Here is a 21,854-nt window from a genome sequence, read left to right on the forward strand (position 1 = left end):
ATGCTCACGACTCTTGTGCAGACAGCCATTCCACGGCGAGTTGGGTGCGGTTGGCCAGGTTGGTCTTGGCCAGAATGGCTGAGATGTGATTGCGGACGGTGCCCTCGCTGAGATAGAGACGCCTGGCGATGGCCTGGTTATCGAGGCCGTCGGCCACCAGAGCGACGATTTCACGTTCGCGGTCAGTCAGGGTTTGGAAGCGCCGGGGAACAGGCTCAGCTGCATCCTTTGTATCCTTTCGCGCTTGCTCATCCTGTTCGCCAAGCGACAGGTTGGCAACAGCTTCAGCTCCAAGAACCGTCTGACCGGCCATGACGGCTTGGAGGGCCGGCACCACTGAGGCCACGTCCTGCTTGATCACATAACCCTTGGCACCCAAGGCCAGTGCGCGGGAAATATACTCCTTGTCTGCAAAGGTGGTCAGAAAGAGCACCCGGGCAGTCGAATCCATGGCGAGGATGCGCTCCGCCGCCTCCAGGCCGTCCATGCCAGGCATCTGCACATCGAGCAGCAGTATGTCAGGCCTGCGACCAGCGGCCTGAAAACTCTCGAGGGCTGATTGACCGTCATTGGCGGTCCAGAGCACATCTGCGGTGCCGGTTGCCGTCAGAATCGTTGACAGGGATGAGCAGACGATCGGATCGTCATCAGCGATAGCGACTTTCATGCCATGACCTTCTTATCTTCTCCATGCTCAGCTGTGCTGCGGTCGGACCAGGGTTCCTTGGGCAAGGATACGAAAACCTTCCATCCTTGTCGGTTGGGACCGCTGTTGGCCGTGCCGCCCAAGGCTCTGGCCCTGGCTTCCATATCGGCCAGCCCCATGCCGCGGCTGTCTGGCTGTGATTGCTGAATGCCGCCGTCGTCCTGCACCACCATTTGCCAGAAGGCTGGAAGGTCGCGCAGAATGACTTGCGCTGAACTCGCCGAAGAATGGCGGACCGTATTGGTAAGGGCCTCGCGGACGATGGTGGCCAGGCAGCGGCTCACTGGCGCGGGAGCCGTCTCGATGCCGTTGTTCAGATCGACCTTCAGCCGCCCCATAGAAGCCTCGGAGCTGGCATCCTCCATCTGGGATGCGAAGTCGGTGCCCTCATCCTCCAAGTCATGCACCGAACGACGAATTGTGGTCATGGCCTCATTCAGGGTCTTGCCGACATCATCCAGTATCCGCTCGGTACTCTGATCGCCCTTGCTCTGCGCAACCACCCGGCCAGCCTGGACTTGCATGATGGCTCGGGTGAGCAGGTGGCCCACATTGTCATGAATATCTCGGGCGATCCGGGTCCGCTCGGATAAGTGCGCCATTCGGGTCGCCTGGGCCCGCTCCTCGTCCAGGTCGTTGATGCGGCCGTGCAGTTGGCGAATCCGGTAGCGTTCGGTGTCCTCAATCTGCCAGACACGCCCCTTAGCCACGGCCAAGTGCGCACATGCCAGTCCGCCGGCTTGTGCCAGTGCTGATGTCAACAAAGCCAGTAGGGCATAGCGCTGGGTGAGGCCTGTGAACAGTATGAGGTCGGCCATGGCCGGTATTAGCCAAAAGAAAGCCGTCAGCAAGGCCAGGATCAACCTGGGCCGGGCCAGCCCAGCGGTCTTGGCCTGGGAGTCGTTCATGCCGGCTGATCCGGTAGCCGGGACGATGCTTCCGAGTCCGACCCCCGCTTCGAAGGCCAGGGCCGGCAAGAAGAAAATCCAGTCTGGAATGAACGTTGCCAAAAGCGACACCAGAGCACCGCCCCAGATGGAACCTGGCGATGGCAGCAGCCATTCACACAGGGCTCCTGCGGCTACCGAGGCCAGGAGGCCGGCGATCAGGGTTCCTGAAACCCCTGAACCATACCATGATCCGCATAAGGTCCCCAGACCAAGCAGGACCAGCCAGCCAGCTATCCTGCCCATGAATGTCTCCTTGCCCTGTTGCCTATTGCCTCAAATAGTAATTCTCGGGCTACCCGTTCCTGCGCCTAGGCGCATGCAGGACCACCCATGACAAATGTCATAGGTCTGATTTGAGCATCCACAACTTTGGTGACGGCTGTCATGGTGTCGGGCCAGCCCTGGCTGGGATGATGGAGTTATGAACAGTTCACGTGAGCAAGAGCCGGCCTTGCAGGTCAGCGCATTGGTGAAGCGCTACGGTGACATGGTGGCCTTGGACCACTTCGATATGGAAGTCAGCCGAGGTGAAGTATTCGGACTGCTTGGCCCCAATGGTTCAGGCAAGTCAACCGCCATCAACTGCATCCTGGCCCTGCTCAGCTTTGAGTCGGGAACGGTTCGCATATTCGGGCAGGAGATGACCCCGACCTCCTACGACCTCAAAAGTCATATCGGCGTGGTTCCACAGAATGTGGCCGTCTTCAACGAACTGAGCGTGCAGGAGAACATCGACTATTTCTGCTCCCTCTATGTGCCCAGGAAGGCCGACCGCAAGAATCTGGTCGAGCAGGCCATCGACTTCGTGGGGCTGGGCGAATTCCGCAAGTTCCGACCCGGCAAACTGTCTGGCGGTCTGCTGCGCAGGCTCAACATCGCCTGCGGCATCGCCCATCAGCCCGACCTCATCTTCTTCGACGAGCCCACCGTCGCCGTGGACCCCCAGAGCCGCAACGCCATACTGGAGGGCATCGAACGGCTGAACGCCCAGGGGGCCACCGTGGTGTACACCAGCCATTACATGGAGGAGGTCGAACAAATCTGTACACGGATCATGATCATGGACCACGGCCGTCAGATCGCCCTGGGCACAGCCGAGGAACTCAAGGGCATGGTCCAGGCCGGCGAGCAGGTCACCGTCGAGACCCTGGACCTGCAGGAGTCCACACTGGCCAAGATCCGCGCCCTGCCCCTGGCCCAGTCCGTCGACTATGACGGCAAGGAGCTGGTCATCCACTGCCGGCAGGGCGAGCACAACCTGCAGGATGTGCTGACGGTCTTGGAATCCACCCAGACCAGCTACGGCCACCTGACCAGCCGTCCGCCATCCCTGAACGATGTGTTCCTTGAACTGACCGGCAAGGAACTGCGCGACTGAGCGCGGTTCGTAGGCTCAATTGCCGTAAGGAGCACCTATCCATGTGGAACTCATTTCTGATCAACGTCAAGACCTCGATACGCAGCACCTCCTCCCTCTTCTGGGTTCTGGCCTTCCCGGTCATTCTGGCCGCTCTGATGCTGGGCATCATGAGCAACCTGCAAGACGGTTACACTGCCGAGGCACAGCATTTCGCCATAGTTTCGGACGCCAACTGGAAAGCCAGCCCAGGTGCTGACGAACTGGTCTCATCGCTATCGAAGAAGCCCAAGGCTGGGTCTGACGACACTCAGCTGCTTATCCCGACGACAGTGGCTTCCAGGGAGGAAGCGAACACGCGTCTGGATAGCCGGAAGGATATTGGTTACCTGTACGCGGGCTCTGACGGACTGGTCAACATGGTCCTGTCCGACCGCGAAGCCGCCAGCATCCAATCCGATGCAACCGCCTCAGAAGGCATAGCGGTCTCCATTCTGTCCGCCTCGCTGGGCAGTTTCAACCAAGCCAACTCCGCAAGGGCAGCCATTGCCTCACCAAGCAATCAAATTCTGTTGCAATCCGGCGGACCGACCTACACCAAGCAAATCCGTCTGACGCACATCCACCCTTCTATGACCGCGCCCTACTTCTTCGCTGTGCTGGCTATGGCCTGCCTTATCGGTGCCAGCACCGCTGCCGAGATGATAGCCAAGACTCAGCCCAATCTTTCAGCCTTGGGAGCCCGACGAGCCAGTTCTCCCAGCCCCAAGTGGCGGCAGGCAGCGGGCGCCTTCCTGGCCTCCTGGCTCTTCTCCGCAGTCAGCCTCCTGGTCGCCTACATCTTCGTCCGCACAGTCTGTGGAGTGCAAACCGGTGGTCGTGACCCGATAGCCCTCATAGCCATCGCTGTGGGCACCTTTATGGCTACCGCTTTTGGTTCTATGATGGGCGCGATTCCCAAACTCCCCACCGAGACGAAGGTTGGCCTGGTCATAGGCATCGACTGCACCCTGAGTGCCTTTATCGGTCTCTACGGCAGCCTGGCCATGGACCTGAACAATGCCATCCAGGAGCATGCTCCGATCCTTCACCTGATCAACCCAGTCAAGCAGGTCTCCAACCTCTTCTACGACATCGTCTACTACGACAGCCTGGCACCCTTCGCCCGCACCTGCGGCATTCTGATCACTATGGCTGCCATCTTCCTGGCCATCTGTGGTCTGCTCCTAAGGAAACAACGGTATGAATACTTGTAAAACAGCGCTGCGCGTCATCTGGGCGCATAAGTTCTACCTCCTCCTGTATCTAGTGGGCATGAGCCTGATCATGATTGTCATCGGTTCCACGAACATGCAGGCCGCGGTACGTGCCAATACCTCAAGCTCGGTTGGTCGCTTCGAACCTGCGCAGGCGAAAATAGTCGTCATCAACCGGGACTGCGGTAACCAGGCTGGTTGCGCGATGGGCCAGGGTCTGGAGCAGTATCTGGGCAAGTCGGCCCAATTGGTGACAGTCAAAGATGAGCCTCAAGCCCTGCAGGACGCCAATGTATCCGGTAAAAGCGATTTAACCGTTATCATCCCAGCCGGATATGGCAACCGGTTCCTTGATGCGCTTGACGACACTGCCGCCCAAGCTCACAGCGGCGGTAAGACACCGAGTTTTCCTAAAGTTGAAACGGCTGCCTCCTATAATTCCAGCCGCGGCAGTCTGGCACAATTGCAGGTGGACAGTTATTTTGATGCTCTTCGTACTGCCTTGCTTACGGGTCTAGGCCAAAAAGGTTCGATGGAGCTGCATTCATCTGCGGCGGTCAAGGATGCGGCTGCCTATGCAGTGGCACACTATGCCGGCAACCAGCCACATATGGGCATCCATGCCAGCCCCAAGACTGATAACCATGGAGCTTTGTTGAAAGGCTTCGCTACGACAGTCGGCCTGGCCGCTTTTCCCTTGATGACAGCGCTGACGGTCTGCGTCGCCACGCTCTTCGGAGCCTTCAGTTCTCCCGACCGACATCGACGCCTGCTTGCCTCTCCAGAGCGGTCAAGCAGCCTGAATGGACAGGAGCTCACGGCAGCCCTCATTGTGGCAGGTGTCTCATGGGCATATTACGTGGCACTCGTTGCCTTCAGCATGGCGGCATCGGGGGTGTCCTTGGCTTCCCTTGGCTGGGGGAGGGTGCTGCTGAGCTTTTTCGTCATGCTGGTATTCGCTGTATCGGCGGCATCCTTTGGATTCATGCTTGCTCAGTTCAATCCTTCTTCTTCGCTCATAAACTCCGTCGGGGTCACCTTCGGCCTGGTGGTTATGTTCACCTCCGGGTCAAGTTCCGGCGGCCCCCTGCCTCCGGTCATGCAGACGATCGGCAAACTGACGCCGGGCTGGTGGTACAACACTGCAGTCCAATCAATCATGGATTCCAGCGCAGCAGGTCTGTCCTCCTGGGGTCCTCCGCTGACCGTGGTTGCCTTGTTCGCGCTGGCTTATGCCTGTGTAGGTCTTATGGTCTCACGCCTGACACGCACTCGGGCCACCCTGGTCGCTCCTGTCAGCTCAGACCCCAGTATGATCGGGTAGTTTTTCCGCATTCATATCATCTTTCTGTCAACGGTTTTGCTTAAGGTAATCTATCGAATATAAAATAATTTTGGATAATAGAGCCAAACCAAATGCAGCACAACTGAAGAAGTAAATGATATGAACATACTCGTTATTCAAGGATCACCCTATGGAGGTAGTTTTAGCCATACCAACGCCCAGGCTTATGCACAAGCTGCCCGGCGTAAGGGCCACACGGTCGAAATGATCGACCTCAGCCAGGAAGACTTTGACCCAGTGCTTCGCTACGGCTATGCCAAGCACATGGAGGACGAATCAGCGCCTAAGCGTTATCAAAACATGGTTGCCCGAGCCGATCATCTGGTCTTCGTCTTCCCCATTTGGTGGGCGGGCGAACCAGCCATCCTCAAGGGCTGGCTGGATAGGGTACTCACGCCCCAATTTGCCTACCGATATGAGAGCAGCCTTAAATCGGAGGGGCTGCTCAAAGGCAAGACCGCGCAAATTATCAGCAGCAGCCATGGGCCGGCCTTCGTCTCCAAGATGTATGGCTCCACCGTGACCCGATGGAAGTACTCCATCTTAAAATTCTGCGGTATCAAATTCACAGGGGCCAGCATTCTGGGCCGCATCGACTCGAAGGTTGATACACTTGAACGCCGCAAAGCCTTTACTCAGAAGATTTGCAATAAAGTGCCCTTAGCAAAGTAAGGCCTGTCAGCCTTATTGAGACACTTTTCTGTCTATGTCGTTAAGCGATGGTTGCTAGGTCGTCAATGACGAAAAGAGCCGGCGCAGCATTCAAAAGGCCTTCGCTTTGCTGATTATTCGTCCGGTTTCATGGCCAGTCTGGCAATCAGACATGTCAGCAGTGTCACCATGACAACACCAGTGATGATCAAGGTCATGGGGCAGTGGTCGATCAGCGGGCCGAAGGCGGCCTGCCCCAGCGGAATCGCGCACATGCATAGACTGTTGGTCAGCCCTATTACTTTGCCTATCAGCATTGCAGGGGTATGAATCTGCTCATAGGACATGGAAGTGATGTTGACCGTCTGCACCATTCCCGCAGCCAGAGCCATGCACCCGGTTACCAGGGTGAAGAGGACATGAGCAGGCAAATGCAGAAGCAGCCCTGCGGCAATGGGCAGGAGGACCAGGGCGCTGCCCGAGAGCAGCAAGGGTATCCGTTGCAGATAGAACCAGCTAGGGCGGATGGACACCAAGATGGCTCCAAGCAGGCTCCCGCAGGCCAGTATCCCTTCGGCCAGCCCCTGCATGGCATTGCTCAGACCCAGTGTCCGAGTGATCATATATGGCAGGGCCACGTTGATGTACGAGGCAAAGATCAGGTTGGCCGCCAGGCTGAGTCCTATGACCACTTTGAGGTTGCTGTGCCTGACCAGAAACTGTGCAGCCGCTTTGGTGTCCGCAGCCAGATGGCTCACCAGTGCTCCTGGGCCTTGGGAGGGACCCTGTGCCGGTTCGGGAATCCTGACGGCGATTCTGATCCAGACGGCAGAAAGAAGACAGACCAAAGCGGCAACCCCGACCACTTGCATGATTCCGAAGAAGCCCATGACCATGCCGGCCACTACTGGTCCGATCATTCCTACCAGGGAGATTGCCTGGGAAACCAGGGCTGATGCGCGGGTCAGGTCTTTGCTGTCTACCAGGCAGTGAAGGGCTGCTTGCACCGTTGGGCTGTAACAGGCCCTGTAGGCATTCACCAGCATCATGCAGGTCACAGTCAAAAAAACCGGGTCGATCTTGTGACTGATCAGGATATATAAGAAGGCAGTCAACGCTGACAGAATGTCCAGCACTGCCATGGTGGACTGCTTGTGCAGCCGGTCGGCCAGAGCTCCGCCCAGAGGCGTCAGGAGTATGGATGGAAGGACGGCCATAGCGGAGGCCATGCCATAGAGGGATGCTGATCCTGAAATGTTCAGCAAATGAAGCGGAAGGGCGAAGACCAAGCATGTCTGCCCTAGATTGGAGAGAATCTCAGTCGTCAGAAGAGCAATGAATGGTGGTGTCAGCAGACCCTTACCCTTGGAGTGGCCCATGTTTGAGGTTTGGTCGCTAGCGGGCGGGTTCATATACCGCCTTCGCTTTCAGTCTTTCCCTTGTTGTTGCCTTTGGTGTCGGTACCGAAGGATGCCAGCAGGTCGGAGAATCCCCGGTCTTGCAGGGGGATACCCAAGCTTTGCATAATCGTGAAGAAACAGGCGGCTCTGGTGCGCAGCTCAGCTTGCGTGCCTTGGCGAAAGAAGGGCAGCAGCCACATGTTGGCCAGCAGGCGGAGGATCTCCGCGGCTTGTTCGACCTGGTTCACATGCATTGATCCGTCCTGATTGCCCTGTGTGATCAGGTCGACAAAGTCGTCCCGCTCGTCCACCAAGGCGGTGAATTCCATGCCGATCATCTTGGGATTGGCTTTTGGATTGAATTTGCGGAACATCAGATCCGCGGCCTTCAGTCTCTTTCGCGCTCGCTCAGGGGAGAAGAGCGACTGCAGCTGCTCCAAAGCCGTGCCTTGCTTCGACCCGGCATTGGTCTTGCTGGTCTCCTCGCTCATGGTGTTCATCAACCTGTCGGCCACAGCGTCGAAGAGGTCTTCCTTGGATCGGAAATGGTGGTAGACGGCCCCCTTGCTCAAGCCGCCGGTTGCATTGATAATGTCCTGCATGCTGGTTTTGTCGTAGCCCTGGCTGGTGAAGAGTTCGGTGGCGGCTTCGACGATTCTCTCCTGTGTCAGCTCTGGATGTGCGTTGCGGGCCATGGTTGTCTTCCTTTCAGATCGCTGAGATGGGTCGTTGTTGATCGGTTGGGGGGAGTTTGCATGCCTTGGATCAATATCATACCGACCGTTGGTATGAATATACCATAACATACATGTGCTCCCAGGTCGTGCTCATGTGGTTTAATAAACACTTGGTTTGCGTATTTGTGCGCGGACTTATCTGGAGTCTCAGCCCATCAATGGGTCGGCGGCCGCAAGGTCGTTCGTGCTTGGCACGGTGAAGCATTGGAGAGGCCTGACTCGACGGTTCCGGCCGTCTTCGTTCAGATAACGACAGAAGCAAGTAAGGATTGCATCAATGACTAACATTCAGCGTGCGCGTCGCCAGGTCCGCCTGTCCCGCGCTCTGGGCATCGCCCTGACTCCCAAGGCCCAGCGCCTGTTCGAGAAGCGCCCCTATGGCCCCGGCGAACACGGCCGCAGCCGCCGTCGCACCGAGTCCGACTACGCCGTCCGTCTGCGTGAGAAGCAGAGGCTGCGCGCCCAGTACGGCGTTTCCGAGAAGCAGCTGCGCGCCGCCTATGAGCGGGGCACCCACGAGTCCGGCCAGACCGGTGCCGCCATGCTTCGCGAGCTGGAGTGCCGCCTGGACAACCTGGTCCTGCGCGCCGGCATCGCCCGCACCACCGCCCAGGCCCGTCAGTACGTGGTCCACCGCCACATCCTGGTCGACGGCAACATCGTGGACCGCCCCTCCTACAGGGTCAAGCCCGGCCAGACCATCCAGGTCAAGCCCAAGAGCCAGACCATGGTGCCCTTCCAGATCGCCGCCGAAGGCGTCCACCGGGACGTGCTGCCCGCGGTTCCCGGCTACCTGGATGTGGACCTGGCCTCCCTGAAGGCCAGCCTGGTCCGCAAGCCCGAGCCGGAGGAGATCCCGGTTCAGATCAACATCCAGTACGTGGTCGAGTTCTACGCTCGCTGACCACGAGGAACTTTGGGGCCCCGGTTCGTCCGGGGCCCTTTGCATGTCAGGATCTGCCGCATCTGCTGGTGTAAGGGTGGGATAATGGGGGCATGTTGCTCCATCTGTATGCTGTCCGCCATGGGCAGACCTATTTCAACCGCTACAACCGTCTTCAAGGCTGGTCCAACTCGCCGCTGACTGCATCGGGGCTGAGGGACGCCGATCGTGCGGGCCACAAATTGAGCAAGGTGGACTTCGCGGCCGCCTACTGCTCGGACACCACCCGCGCCCAGGAGACAGTCCGCAGGATCTTGGACCAGAACCAGTCGGAGAAGAAGCCTGAGCCGGTCAGCGACAGCCACTTCCGCGAGCAGTTCTACGGCTACTTCGAGGGGCAGGACATGGCCATGGCCTGGTGGGCTGCAGGCGCGCCTTATGGGGCGGGCACCTACCAGCAGATTGTGGATCAGTTCGGCCTTGCGGCTACCAGGGATTTCCTCAAGGAGGCCGATCCCTTCGGTGATGCGGAGTCCGACAGCGAGTACTGGACGCGCATTGCCGGCGGATTCGCACTGATTGCCGCCGACCCGCATCTAAAAGATGGCGACCGTGTCCTGCTGATCTCGCACGGCAACACCCTGCTCAGTCTGGTCAACCGATTCGGCGGCGGGCGTTATGACACCAGCAGCCGCCCGAGCAACGGCAGCGTCACCATATTCGACTTCGATACGGAGGCCCCCTTTGAGCGCGCCCTGCAGGTTCAGTCCTTCAACCGCTGAATCGGCTTCAACCGGCCGGTCATGGCCTTGGGCTGATAGATGGCGCGTGCTAGCCTTGTCCCCAGTATCGTACCTATGGAAGAGAGGTAGCAGATGGACGTAGGACAGATTGCCGGCCTGATAGCGGCCATTGCCTTCGCTATCCTGGCGGGGTTTCTGATCTATCCCCTGATTCGTCTGGGGAAGCTCTTCGACCAGCTGGCGCAGACCATCAAGCAGGCGGGCGACCATGTCGTGCCCACCCTGGATGAGTCCACCAGCACGGTCACCCAGCTCAACCAGACCCTGACCGACGTCAATCGCATCTCCGCAGCGGCCTCGACCACGGCAGGCAACGTCGGCGCCCTGACCGACCTGTACGGATCCATGCTGGGCAAGCCGGTCATCAAAGTGGCAGCCTTCCTCTATGCCCTGCGCAAGACGATCTCGTCATTCCTTTCTGGTGGCCGCAACAGCGCCGAATCCAAGCCCTCCACCGCACCAAATACCACCGCACAAAAGGCCAATGACGGCCAAGGGAACGAGGGGAGGACCCGCTGATGTTCAAACGGATCTTCTGGATGGGCCTGGGTGTCACGGCAGGCGTGGTCCTGGTGACCAAGGCCGAGGCCTATGTGAGGGCCAATACCCCCAAGCGTGCGAGGGAATTCGTGCTGGGCGAGGACCAGGACCAGGTGGCCTCACGGACCCTGTCCGGCCTGGTGCGCCAGTTCACCCAGACCATGCACCAGCGGCAGGACGAGCTGGACCGCCGCTATCTGGAGCGTTTCCAGGGCTGAGCCTGGGGCGGACAGGCCAGGACAGATGCGCCTGGCCGGTGTAAAATCACCATATTCAGCTAAGAGTCCGGAGTGCGGGCGACCTGTTCGCACCCCGGACAACCGAGTCATTTGGACGACCCGTTATCCCCTCGGCGTTCATCGGGTCTGAAGGAGCAGAAGCAGCATGCGCACATCGGAAATCGCCAAGCGTTTCCTCGATTATTTCCAGGACAAGGATCATCTGGTGGTTCCCTCCGCCTCCCTGATCTCGCCCAATCCCACCACGCTCTTCACCATCGCCGGCATGGTCCCCTTCATCCCCTATCTGCTGGGGGAGCAGACCCCGCCCAAGAGCCGGATGGCCAGCAACCAGAAGTGCGTGCGCACCCTGGACATCGACGAGGTTGGCAAGACCACCCGTCACGGCACCTTCTTCCAGATGCTGGGCAACTTCTCCTTCGGGGACTACTTCAAGGAGGAGGCCATCCACTACGCCTGGGACCTGCTGACCAAGCCCCAGGACCAGGGCGGCTACGGCTTCGATCCCGAAACGATCTGGGTGACCACCTACACCGACGATGAGGAGGCCCGCTCCCTGTGGAAGAACGAGGGCTTCGACCCCGAGCACATGGAGATCCTGGGCATGGAGGACAACTTCTGGACCACCGGCGGTCCCGGCCCCGGCGGCCCATGCTCCGAAATTTACGTGGACCGCGGCCCTGCCTATGGCAAGGAGGGCGGCCCCTCGGCAGACGAGAACCGATACATCGAGATTTGGGATCTGGTCTTCGAAAACTACGAGGTGGACAATGTCCGCTCCAAGACCGACCTGCACATCGTGGGGGAGCTGGAGCACAAGAACATCGACACCGGCGCCGGCCTGGAGCGCCTGGCCTACCTGCTTCAAGGCAAGCAGAACATCTACGAGACTGACGAGGTCTACCCCGTCATCCAGGCTGCCGAGGGCCTGTCTGGTCGGCACTACGGCGACAATGCCCAGGATGACGTGCGCTTCCGTGTGGTGGCGGACCACGTGCGCTCGGCCCTGATGATCATGAGCGACGGGGTCCGCCCCAGCAACGTCGGCCGTGGCTATGTGCTGCGCCGTCTGCTGCGCCGGACCATCCGCTCCATGAAAATGCTGGGCGTGGACCAGGAGGTTCTGCCCCAGCTCTTCCCGGTCTCCAAGGACGCCATGGCCCCCAGCTACCCAGAGCTCAACGACACCTTCTCCGAGGTGGCCGAATCAGCCTACGGCGAGGAGCTGGCCTTCCGCCGGACTTTGGACAAGGGAACCACCATCCTGGACACAGCCGTCAACAAAGCCAAGAAAGACAAGGGTGATCCCGAAGTCTCAGGCAAGGATGCCTTTACCCTGCATGACACGTATGGGTTCCCCATCGAGCTGACCCTGGAGATGGCTGCCGAGCAGGGCGTCAAGGTGGATCAGGACGAATTCCGAAAGCTCATGAACGAGCAGAAGTCCAGGGCCCGCGCCGATGCCATGAAGAAGCGGCACAACGTGGATCTGAGCGTCTACGACGATATGCGCAAGACACTGGACGAGCCTCAGGTCTTCCTGGGCTACACCGACTTTTCCAGCCGCTCGACCGTCCTGGGCATCATTCAGGAGGGCAAGGGCGCGGTTCCGGCCGTCAAGGCACCTGCTCAGGTTGAGGTGATTTTGGACCGCTCGCCCTTCTACGCCGAGGCCGGTGGCCAGCTGGCCGACCAGGGTGAGATCCTGACCGACGACGGGGCCGTCCTGGAGGTGGACGATGTGCAGAATCCCGTCAAGGGGCTGACCGTCCACCGCTGCCGGCTGACCGAGGGCACGTTGACCCTGCAGGCCAAGGTTACGGCCACCATTGACCGGAACCGGCGTGGGGCCATTGCGCGTTCGCACACCGCTACGCACATGGTCCACAAGGCCCTGCGCGAGGAGCTGGGCCCCCAGGCCACGCAGCGTGGCTCCGAGGATGCGCCCAATAGGCTGCGTTTTGACTTCCAGTGGTCGCAGGCCCCCAGCCGCCAGGCCATGGATGCGGTGGAATCCCGTGTCAACGATCGCCTGCGTGACAACCTGGCTGTGACCGCTCAGGAGATGAAGTACGACGACGCTATCGCCCTGGGTGCCATGCACCTGTTCGGGGAGAAGTACGGTGATGTGGTCCGTGTGGTCTCCATAGGCGAGGACGGCTGGAGCCGGGAGCTCTGCGGGGGAACCCATGTGGATCACGTGGGCAAGATCGGCGCGGTCTCCATCATGTCCGAGGCCTCGGTGGGCACCGGCGTTCGTCGCGTTGATGCTGTAGTGGGCCAGGGGGCTTACGAGTACAACGCCCGCGAGCACGCCTTGGTCTCACAGCTCTCAGACAAGCTCAACGCCCGCCCCGATGAGCTGGAATCCAGAATCTCGGCCCTGCTGGCCAAGCTCAAGGAGTCTGACCGCCGACTGGCGGCCACCTATGAGCAGCAGATGGCCCAGGCTGTGCCCGAACTGGCCAACCAGGCCCTGCATGCCCCGGAAGATGTCAAGATCGCATCCCGGAATATGGGCCGTTTCGGTTCTGTGGATGCCCTGCGCAAGACGGTGACCGACCTGCGGGCCCGCATGGGCGAGGAGTACCCGGTTGTGGTCGCCCTGGCCGGTGTCAGCGAGGATGACAAGCCGGTCATCTTCGTAGCCACCAACCAGGCGGCCCGTGATCGCGGCCTCAGGGCAGGCGACCTGGTCAGGACAGCCTCCAAGGTCCTGGGAGGCGGCGGTGGAGGCAAGCCTGACTTCGCCCAGGGCGGCGGTCAGGATGCCTCGGCCATAGATCGGGCCTTGAAGGCCCTGAGTGATCAGGTCCGAGAGGGCTGAGCTTCCCGTGCGATCACATACAGCCGTATGGCTGGGGGTGGATCTTGGGGAAGCCAGGGTGGGTCTGGCCCTGTCGGACCCGGAGCTGACCCTGGCCTTTCCCGCTGGCAACATCAGGGTTCAGGGCGACTACTTCCAAGCCCTGGACCAGGTGGAAGACCTGATCATGGATAAACGTGTGTCCAAGGTCGTAGTCGGATACCCCCTGCTGCTGAGCGGCCAGGCTGGTCGCAGCGCCAAAAAGGCGGCCCGTTGGGTGCGTGCCCTGGCTGGACGTCTGCAGGAGGCTGCACAAGATTCTGGCGTTGCCCCTGAGCAACTGCCAAGTGTAGTATTGCGAGACGAACGACTGACGACCGTCAGCGCCCATCGTCAGCTATACGATGCCCGCGTGGACGGGCGAAGACATCGTCCTGTGGTCGATCAGCAGTCCGCTGTTGTGCTGCTGCAGTCGGCCCTGGACAACCAACGTGCCGACAAGGAGTGGTAATTGGCCGACGACATGCAGGAATTCTTCCAGGATAAGGTCCAGTGGGTGGCCGATGGGCAAGCCCCGGTCTCCGCTTTGCCGCCGCGTCCTCCCCGTTCGCGTCGTGAGATGCGTCGTCGGCGTGAGCGCCGCAAGCGCCGTCAGCGGATTATGGTTCTCCTCATCGCTTTGGCCGTGGTGGTTGCTGCCTCCTGCGTGGTGATTCTGGTGGGCGGGCTGCGCCACGGAGCTCCTAGGATCGTAGCCACCAAGGAGGTCGCTCCGGATTATCCCGGCCCTGGCGGAGCGCCGGTGGAGTTCACGATCGAGAGCGGACAGGGGGCTGATCAGGTCGGTGCTCACCTGGTCAAGGCTGGAGTGGTCAAGTCCACTGAGGCCTTTTTGCACGCCATCACCAGCGCCCAATCCGAGTCCAGGCTGGTGCCGGGCACCTTCGATCTGCGTCTGCGGATGAAGGCCTCCGATGTCGTGGCCATTCTGACCGACCGGAACAAGGCCGGAGGCTTCCTGCAGGTGCGGGCCGGCGAGCGGGTGCGTGATGTGATTGCCAGGGCCGCTCAGCTTTCTGGGGTTCCGCAGGGCGAATTCGATGCTTTGGTTCAAGCCAAGGGTGAGGGGATTCTGCCCCCGGAGGCCCAGGGAGACTTCGAGGGCTGGCTGCAGCCCGGGGAGTACGATGTGCGCAAGGCCGGGTCGGCCAAGGCCATCCTGTCCAACCTGGTCTCCAAGCGCATTGAGCATCTCGACCAGCTGGGCGTACCCGGCGGTCAGGACCGGCAGACCATCCTGAATACCGCCTCCATTACCGAAGCCGAGGTCAACAAATCGGAATACTACGGCAAGGTGGCAAGGGTCATCGACAACCGCTTGGCCAAGGGGATGCCCTTGGGCATGGACAGCACTGTGGCCTACTCCAACAATGTCTCGGCCTTGAAGCTGACCGACGCCATGCTGCAGAACGCCAGCGACCCCTACAACACCAGGGTCCACCAGGGTCTGCCTCCAGGCCCCATCGGCAGCCCGGGAGACGAGGCCATCCAGGCGGCCATGCACCCGGAGTCGGGCAACTGGCTCTATTTCGTGACTGTCAACTTGGACACGGGAGAAACCAGGTTCAGCGACAACCAGGATCAGTTCAACCGCGACGTGAAGGAATACAAGGCCTGGGAATCTCGGCACAACGAGCAGAACGACTAGCGCCTTGCGCTTGGATTGCAATTGCCTAGACGGTGTCAATGATCAGGGCCACTACTGCCGCAGCAAGGATGACTGGGACGTAGGCCAGCGAGAGGGGATTGTGCGTTCTGACCGGTCCGCGGCGACGAGCCAACCAGGCCAGGGCCAAGGCAATCAGCCCCAGCAGCCCCATCATCGCCCACCAGACCAGGATCGTCGCCCATCCCAGAACTGACAGGCTCAGGGCCACCAGACCAGTGGCCGTCACGTCGCCCAGTCCCAGGGCGCCGGGCCGGATCAGGGCCAGCAGGAGCTGAAGTCCAGCAGAGGCCAGCGTCAGCAGCAGGCACTGCACCAGCAGCATCGGCTGAGCCTGGAACAGTGAAAAGACCAGCAGGGTCACCGTCTGCAGCACCAGTCCCACGAGCACGAGAAGACGTGGGACTCGCCGGGTGCGGATGTCGATCAGGGCCAGGAGGAGGGCGGTCAGCAGTCCCGGCGCTGGGATGAGGTAGACCATCTTCTAAGATAATCATACGTAGCCCTAACCTGGCAAACGAGGAACGAACGAGGAGCTTGAATATGTTGCGCTGGCAGACGGCAGGGGAATCCCACGGAGAGGCCCTGGTGGCCATGATGGAAGGTCTGCCCGCCGGGGTCGCCGTGTCCACCAAGGACATCGAATCAGCCCTGGCCCGTCGTCGGCTGGGCTATGGCCGTGGGGCCAGGATGGGCTTTGAGCAGGACAAGGTTCGGCTGCTGACCGGGGTCAGGCATGGACGGACGCTCGGTTCACCGGTGGCCATCGAAATCGGCAACACGGAGTGGCCCAAGTGGGAGCGGATCATGAGCGTGGACGAGCTGCCTGCCGACCAGGAGCCTCCGGCGACCGGCCGCAACGCCCCGCTGACCAGACCCAGGCCCGGCCACGCCGATCTGACCGGCATGCGCAAGTACGGGTTCACGGATGCGCGCCCGGTCCTTGAGCGTTCCTCGGCCAGGGAGACCGCCTCCAGGGTGGCCCTGGGATCGGTGGCTGCTGACTTCCTGCAGCAGGCCCTGGGCATACGGACCGTCTCCCATGTCATCTCCATAGCCGGGGTCGGCCTGGAGGGGCATGAGGCTACGCCCGGTCCTGAGGACGGACCCGCCCTGGATGCCTCGCCGGTCAGGACCCTGGACAAGGACGCTGAGAAGCGGATGATGGCCAGGATCGACCAGATCAAGAAGGACGGCGACACCGCTGGAGGGGTCTTCGAGGTCATTGCCTATGGTGTGCCGGCAGGCCTGGGCACCTATGTGGAGGATGATCGCCGTCTGGATGCTGCCCTGGCCAGCGCCTTCATGGGCATTCAGGCCATCAAGGGCGTGGAGATCGGCGATGGCTTCAGCGAGGCTGACCGCCCCGGATCACAGGCCCATGACGAAATGGAGCCCGGTCCTGACGGCACCATCCGCAGGCTCAGCAACCACGCTGGAGGCCTGGAGGGCGGCACCTCCAACGGCCAGCCCATCAGGGTCAGGGCCGCGATGAAGCCCATCTCTTCGGTGCCTCGGGCCCTGCGCACGGTGGATGTGGCCACCGGCCAGCCTGCCCAGGCTATCCATCAACGTTCCGACGTGACCGCCGTGCCCGCCGCCGCAGTGATCGGCGAAGCCATGATGAACCTGACCCTGGCACGGTTCGCCTTGGAGAAGTTCGGCGGCGACTCGCTCGACGAGGTTCGGCGCAACGCCCAGGCCTACCTCCAGTCCTGGCCCGAGCATCTGCGGTGAGGGGCGGACTTGCATGATTGAAAGCAGCAGCATGCCCAAGGCTGTCGTCATTGGCATGCCCGGTGCGGGCAAGACCCGTCTGGGCAGGGAGACGGCCGCCCTGATCAAGACGCCCTTCCGGGATACGGACCAGTGCATCGAGGAGGAAGCAGGCCAATCGGTCAGCGAGATCTTCGACACTCAGGGTGAGCAGGCCTTCCGCGGTATGGAGACCAGGGTGGTCCTGGACCTCTTGAAGGACTTTCCCGGTGGCATCCTGTCCCTGGGTGGAGGCGCACCCATGAGCACCGAGGTCTTCCAGGCCTTGCAGGACTATCGGCGGGCAGGCGGCGCTGTGGTCTACCTGCAGGTAGACCCCGAGGAGGGGGTCAGCCGAGCAGCTCGGTCGGATCATCGTCCCTTACTCCGCGGCGGCGCATCGGAGCGCTGGATGGCTCTCTACCGTGAGCGTCGCAGCGTCTACCAGGAGCTGGCTACCATCACCCTTAAATCCAGGAACACCACCCCTCGAGCCCTGGCCAGACGGCTGGCGGATGCCTTGACTGAGCGGGTGGTCCACGTCAGCGGTCCCGACCCCTACGATGTGAGGATCGGTGCAGGCGTAACCGGGCGGCTGCATGAGCTGCTTGGCGACCAGACTATGCGTGTGGCCCTGATCCACACCCAGCCGGTTCAGCGTCATTCCGACCATGCCCGGGCCCTGCTTCGCCAGGCCGGGTATCAGGTGGTGGATCTTACCATTCCCGACGCAGAGGCCGGCAAGACCATCCAGGTCAGCCAGGGCATCTGGGAGCGTCTGGCCACCGAGGGCTTCACCCGTTCTGACGCGGTGGTGGGACTGGGCGGGGGAGCCGCCACAGACCAGGCTGGGTTCATCGCCGCCACCTGGATGCGGGGCATCCGCTATGTGAACTGCCCCACCTCCCTGCTGGCTATGGTCGATGCCTCCACCGGCGGCAAAACCGGCATCAACCTGGAGCAGGGCAAGAATCTGGTCGGCAGCTTCTATACCCCTGTCGGCGTCCTGGCTGATCTGCGGACCCTGCGGACCCTGCCCAATGACATCTTTGTAGAGGGGCTGGGCGAGGTGGCCAAGTCCGGCTTCATCATGGACGGCGGCATCCTGCGTGAGCTGGAGGAGCGGGCCGAATCCCTGCGTGCCTTCGACGGTCAGGAGTCCGACCAGTGGCTGGGCACGGTGGTCCAGGATCTGATCGAACGTACCGTCGAGGTCAAGGCCCGGCACGTCTCAGTGGACCTCAAGGAGTCCGGCTTGCGGGAGTTCCTCAACTATGGGCACACCCTGGGCCACGCCATCGAGAAGATCGAACACTTCACCTGGCGGCATGGTCAGGCCGTGTCCGTGGGCATGGTCTTTGCAGCCGAGCTGGCCAGGATCACCGGCCACTTGGATCAGGAAGCGGTCGATTACCACAGGAAGCTGCTGTCCTCCCTGGGTCTGAGGACCTGGTGGAACGGGGGCGACTTCGACCAGGTGCTGGCCCTCATGCATCGGGATAAAAAGGCCCGTGGCAACAAATTGCGGTTTATCATTCTTGATGGTTTGGGCAAACCCACCCACCTGGACGACCCGCCGGTCTCGGCGCTCAAGGAGGCCTTCCAGGCCATACGCAAGGAGGAATGACAGATGGCGGATGCCGACAAGGGCAGGCAGACGGTTCTGGTGGTCAACGGACCCAACCTGGGTCGGCTGGGTGTGCGCGACCCTGATGTCTACGGTCGTCAGGATCTGGCGACGCTGACCCGTGACTGCGAAGACTGGGGTCAGCAGCTGGGCCTGGATGTTCAGGTCCTGCAATCGGACGACGAGGGCCAGGTCATCCGCTGGATGCATCAGGCCGTGGACCAGGGCAGCGCGGTGGTGCTCAACCCGGCAGCCTTCACCCACTACAGCTATGGGCTTGCCGATGCCGCCGTCCAGGTCACCCAGGCAGGGCTGCCGCTGATGGAGGTCCATATTTCCAATCCCTCATCCCGGGAGGCCTTCCGTCGAAGCAGCGTCATCTCGCCGGTGGCCACCGGCACCATTACCGGCATGGGCTTCTACGGCTACCGGCTGGCCCTGGAAGCTGTGGCCCACCTGCTGGAGAACGCATGAGCGACAGCGGGGAGACCAGCAAGAAACTCTCCGCACCGCCCAAGGCCATCCTTGTCCGCGGCGCCCGGGTCCACAATCTGCACAACCTGGATGTCGACATCCCCTTGCATCACCTGGTAGGCATCGCCGGGGTCTCGGGCTCCGGCAAGTCCTCCCTGGCTCTGGGGGTTCTCTATGCCGAAGGCTCCCGCCGCTACCTGGAATCCCTGTCCACCTACACCAGGAGGCGGATGACCCAGGCCCAGCGTCCCCAGGTGGAATCGGTGCGTTTCCTGCCCCCCGCCCTGGCCCTGCGTCAACGGCCGGGCGTGGGCGGCATGCGCTCCACCTTCGGCACCGCCACGGAACTGCTCAACGTGCTCAGGCTGATGTTCTCCCGGCTGGCCAGCCATGTCTGCCCCAATGGCCATCGCCAGGAGCCCACCCTGGCTGTCGCAGCCGAGATGCCCATAACCTGCCCGATCTGCGGCGCTAAGGTGGAGCCTCCCAGCGCCGAGGAACTAGCCTTCAATTCCTTGGGAGCCTGCCCTACCTGCCAGGGGATCGGGACCGTGCGCGAGGTGGACGATGCCACCCTGGTCCCCGACGACAGCCTGACCATCGACCAGGGGGCCGTGGTGCCCTGGCGGACCTTCGGCTTCAACGTCCAGCCCGACATTGTGCGCGAGTTCGGAGTCCGCACCGACGTGCCCTGGCGGGATCTGACCGATTGGGAGCGGAAGATCGTCTTCGAGGGGCCGGCCGAGAAGAAGCACATCACCATTACGTCAATCAAGGGTGTCCACGAGCTGGACTTCACCTTCCGCAACGCACGGCTGACCGTGACCGAGGAGCTCAAGAGGGCCAACGACGACAAGCGCCTGGCCAAGGTGGCCAAGTTCCTGACCGAACGGACCTGCCCGGACTGCCAGGGCACCCGACTCAACCAACGGGCGCGTCTGCCCGAGATCAACGGGGACAATCTGGCCGAGGTCACCTCCTGGCCCCTGGATCGGGTGCTGGACTGGGGTCGGCAGCTGCCGCCCACGCTGCCTGAGCCCATGCGGCCCATGGCCTCGGCCCTCTGCAAGACATTGGATGAGATGGGCAGGCGGTTGATCCAGCTGGGCCTGAGCTACCTGACCCTGGACCGCTCCAGCGCCTCGCTGTCTACCGGGGAGCGGCAGCGGGCCCAGTTGGCCAGGGCTGTCCGCAATGAGACCACCGGTGTGCTCTATGTGCTGGACGAGCCCTCGACCGGTCTGCATCCTGCCAACCTGGAGGGGCTGATAGGGGTCATGCGCGACCTGCTGGCCGACGGCAATTCGGTGGTTTTCGTCGACCATGACGTCAAGGTGTTGCAATCAGCCGACTATCTGATCGAAATGGGTCCCGGAGCAGGGGTGCGCGGCGGCAGGATCCTGGCCCAGGGAGCTCCTGAGCGAATCGCCGCTGATCAGGACTCGCGCATCGCTGGTTTTTTGGATGGCAGCGAGCCCGTTTTGGTTCGGGATCGGCATCCCATGCCTGCAGAGCGTGACTGGATCCGCATGCAGTCAGGACCCATTCACACGGTCCATCCTCTGGACCTGGCCATTCCGCGTGGATGCATGACGGCAGTGACCGGTGTATCCGGCTCCGGCAAGACCACCATGATCCTGGAGTCTCTGGTCCCGGCCCTGCAGGCCCGCATCCAGGGCGACCCCATGCCCAAGCATGTACACAGTCTGGACCCTGCGGGCATCGACAGGGTCCGCTTGGTGGACTCCTCGCCCATAGGCATCAACGTGCGCTCCACAGTGGCCACCTACTCGGGGCTCATGGACCGGCTGCGCCGTCTCTTCGCGGCCATTGACCAGGCGAAAAAGGACAAGCTGGGCCTCTCGGCATTCTCCTACAACACCGGATCCCTGCGCTGTCCCCAGTGTGACGGCACCGGGCAGATCAGCCTGGACGTGCAGTTCCTGCCCGACATCCCCATCACCTGCCCCAGCTGCCAGGGTCGTCGGTACCGTCCGGAGGCCGAGCACTACCGCCTGTCGACGCCGGCACACCCGGAGCCGCTGAGCCTGCCTGATCTGCTGGCCATGGAGGTGGGCCGGGCTCTGGAGGTCTTCGCACAGGGCCGCGAGTACACGGCCATCCGCCGAGGCTTGCAGACCTTGAAGGACCTGGGCCTGGACTACCTGACCCTGGGGGAGGACACCCCCTCCCTGTCCGGCGGGGAGGCCCAGCGGCTGAAGCTCTCCAACGAGTTGGGCCGCAGGCAGAATGGCTCCATGTTCGTCCTGGACGAACCCACCACCGGCCTGCATCCCTTGGATGTGCGCGTCCTGATCGGCGTGCTGGAGCGCCTGGTCAGCAAGGGGGCCACCGTGGTCTTCATCGAGCACGATCTGGACATGATCGCCAATGCCGACCATGTGGTCGATATGGGCCCGGGCGGCGGCGACCGTGGCGGGAGCATCGTGGCCCAGGGCGACCCTGAATCAGTGGCCCGTAACCCGGATTCAGTGACCGGCCGCTACCTGGCCGACCACCTGCATCCGAGCCGTCCCTGAATCCCTCCCTCCTCCTCGAGTGTTGGCCGGTTTCTGGTCGCTCCTGCCTGATAGGCTGA

Annotated in this window: 20 protein-coding genes; 15 read left to right on the plus strand and 5 right to left on the minus strand. The window is 61.6% G+C overall.

The annotated features are described in order from the left end of the window. Positions 1-4: 4 nt before the first annotated feature. Entirely contained in the window at positions 5-667 is a 663-nt protein-coding gene (locus AC0AII_RS03700; RefSeq protein WP_490446170.1) for a response regulator, read from the minus strand. Further along, positions 664-1,899, minus strand: coding sequence for a sensor histidine kinase (locus AC0AII_RS03705; protein WP_490446171.1), 1,236 nt, complete (start codon positions 1,897-1,899; stop codon positions 664-666). The genes AC0AII_RS03700 and AC0AII_RS03705 overlap by 4 nt, the downstream gene beginning before the upstream one ends. Positions 1,900-2,077: 178 nt before the next feature. Between AC0AII_RS03705 and AC0AII_RS03710 the strand changes: the two genes are divergently transcribed. The 4 genes from AC0AII_RS03710 to AC0AII_RS03725 all read left to right on the plus strand — a co-directional run bounded on the left by AC0AII_RS03710 (position 2,078) and on the right by AC0AII_RS03725 (position 6,286). Then, complete coding sequence (locus tag AC0AII_RS03710; RefSeq protein ID WP_490446172.1) at positions 2,078-3,034, plus strand: ABC transporter ATP-binding protein; 957 nt, start codon at positions 2,078-2,080, stop codon at positions 3,032-3,034. A gap of 41 nt (positions 3,035-3,075) precedes the next feature. Continuing rightward, on the plus strand, positions 3,076-4,269 hold the full coding sequence (locus AC0AII_RS03715; protein WP_490446173.1) for an ABC transporter permease: 1,194 nt from the start codon (positions 3,076-3,078) through the stop codon (positions 4,267-4,269). After that, the gene (locus AC0AII_RS03720) at positions 4,256-5,593 is read left to right on the plus strand and encodes an ABC transporter permease (RefSeq protein WP_490446174.1); all 1,338 of its coding nucleotides are present in this window, start codon (positions 4,256-4,258) and stop codon (positions 5,591-5,593) included. The genes AC0AII_RS03715 and AC0AII_RS03720 overlap by 14 nt, the downstream gene beginning before the upstream one ends. A gap of 120 nt (positions 5,594-5,713) precedes the next feature. Beyond that, entirely contained in the window at positions 5,714-6,286 is a 573-nt protein-coding gene (locus AC0AII_RS03725; RefSeq protein WP_490446175.1) for an NAD(P)H-dependent oxidoreductase, read from the plus strand. Positions 6,287-6,399: 113 nt separating this feature from the next. Here AC0AII_RS03725 and AC0AII_RS03730 read toward each other — a convergent pair whose 3' ends face one another. Further along, a complete protein-coding gene (locus tag AC0AII_RS03730; RefSeq protein WP_490446176.1) occupies positions 6,400-7,677 on the minus strand; it encodes an MFS transporter in 1,278 nt (425 codons plus the stop codon). Beyond that, the gene (locus AC0AII_RS03735; protein WP_490446177.1) at positions 7,674-8,360 is read right to left on the minus strand and encodes a TetR/AcrR family transcriptional regulator; all 687 of its coding nucleotides are present in this window, start codon (positions 8,358-8,360) and stop codon (positions 7,674-7,676) included. The genes AC0AII_RS03730 and AC0AII_RS03735 overlap by 4 nt, the downstream gene beginning before the upstream one ends. 319 nt (positions 8,361-8,679) lie before the next feature. Between AC0AII_RS03735 and rpsD the strand changes: the two genes are divergently transcribed. The 7 genes from rpsD (at position 8,680) to mltG (ending at position 15,381) form a co-directional block, all read left to right on the plus strand. Next, complete coding sequence (gene rpsD / locus AC0AII_RS03740; protein WP_015021916.1) at positions 8,680-9,306, plus strand: 30S ribosomal protein S4; 627 nt, start codon at positions 8,680-8,682, stop codon at positions 9,304-9,306. 92 nt (positions 9,307-9,398) lie between these two features. Continuing rightward, entirely contained in the window at positions 9,399-10,067 is a 669-nt protein-coding gene (locus AC0AII_RS03745) for a histidine phosphatase family protein (RefSeq protein ID WP_490446178.1), read from the plus strand. A 93-nt stretch (positions 10,068-10,160) separates the two neighbouring features. Then, positions 10,161-10,607, plus strand: a complete 447-nt coding sequence (locus AC0AII_RS03750) for a DUF948 domain-containing protein (protein WP_144085644.1) — start codon at positions 10,161-10,163, stop codon at positions 10,605-10,607. Continuing rightward, on the plus strand, positions 10,607-10,846 hold the full coding sequence (locus AC0AII_RS03755) for a hypothetical protein (protein WP_490446179.1): 240 nt from the start codon (positions 10,607-10,609) through the stop codon (positions 10,844-10,846). The genes AC0AII_RS03750 and AC0AII_RS03755 overlap by 1 nt, the downstream gene beginning before the upstream one ends. Before the next feature lie 166 nt (positions 10,847-11,012). After that, the gene (gene alaS, locus AC0AII_RS03760; protein ID WP_490446180.1) at positions 11,013-13,694 is read left to right on the plus strand and encodes an alanine--tRNA ligase; all 2,682 of its coding nucleotides are present in this window, start codon (positions 11,013-11,015) and stop codon (positions 13,692-13,694) included. 7 nt (positions 13,695-13,701) lie between these two features. Further along, a complete protein-coding gene (gene ruvX, locus AC0AII_RS03765) occupies positions 13,702-14,184 on the plus strand; it encodes a Holliday junction resolvase RuvX (RefSeq protein ID WP_490446181.1) in 483 nt (160 codons plus the stop codon). Next, on the plus strand, positions 14,185-15,381 hold the full coding sequence (gene mltG, locus AC0AII_RS03770; protein WP_490446182.1) for an endolytic transglycosylase MltG: 1,197 nt from the start codon (positions 14,185-14,187) through the stop codon (positions 15,379-15,381). Positions 15,382-15,406: 25 nt separating this feature from the next. Here the strand turns inward: mltG and AC0AII_RS03775 are convergent, their stop codons facing one another. Beyond that, on the minus strand, positions 15,407-15,880 hold the full coding sequence (locus AC0AII_RS03775) for a hypothetical protein (protein ID WP_490446183.1): 474 nt from the start codon (positions 15,878-15,880) through the stop codon (positions 15,407-15,409). A 62-nt stretch (positions 15,881-15,942) separates the two neighbouring features. Here AC0AII_RS03775 and aroC point away from each other — a divergent pair, with 62 nt between their 5' ends. The 4 genes from aroC to AC0AII_RS03795 are packed head-to-tail and all read left to right on the plus strand — an operon-like array spanning position 15,943 to position 21,795. Further along, complete coding sequence (gene aroC, locus AC0AII_RS03780) at positions 15,943-17,136, plus strand: chorismate synthase (RefSeq protein WP_490446184.1); 1,194 nt, start codon at positions 15,943-15,945, stop codon at positions 17,134-17,136. A gap of 13 nt (positions 17,137-17,149) precedes the next feature. Then, complete coding sequence (locus AC0AII_RS03785; RefSeq protein ID WP_490446185.1) at positions 17,150-18,781, plus strand: bifunctional shikimate kinase/3-dehydroquinate synthase; 1,632 nt, start codon at positions 17,150-17,152, stop codon at positions 18,779-18,781. Positions 18,782-18,784: 3 nt separating this feature from the next. After that, entirely contained in the window at positions 18,785-19,255 is a 471-nt protein-coding gene (aroQ, locus tag AC0AII_RS03790; RefSeq protein WP_490446186.1) for a type II 3-dehydroquinate dehydratase, read from the plus strand. Then, positions 19,252-21,795 (plus strand): excinuclease ABC subunit UvrA, encoded by a 2,544-nt coding sequence (locus tag AC0AII_RS03795; RefSeq protein ID WP_490446187.1) that lies wholly within the window; start codon positions 19,252-19,254, stop codon positions 21,793-21,795. The genes aroQ and AC0AII_RS03795 overlap by 4 nt, the downstream gene beginning before the upstream one ends. Positions 21,796-21,854 lie beyond the last annotated feature (59 nt).

The organism is Bifidobacterium sp. VU/mBH4 (B4) (assembly GCF_058199535.1).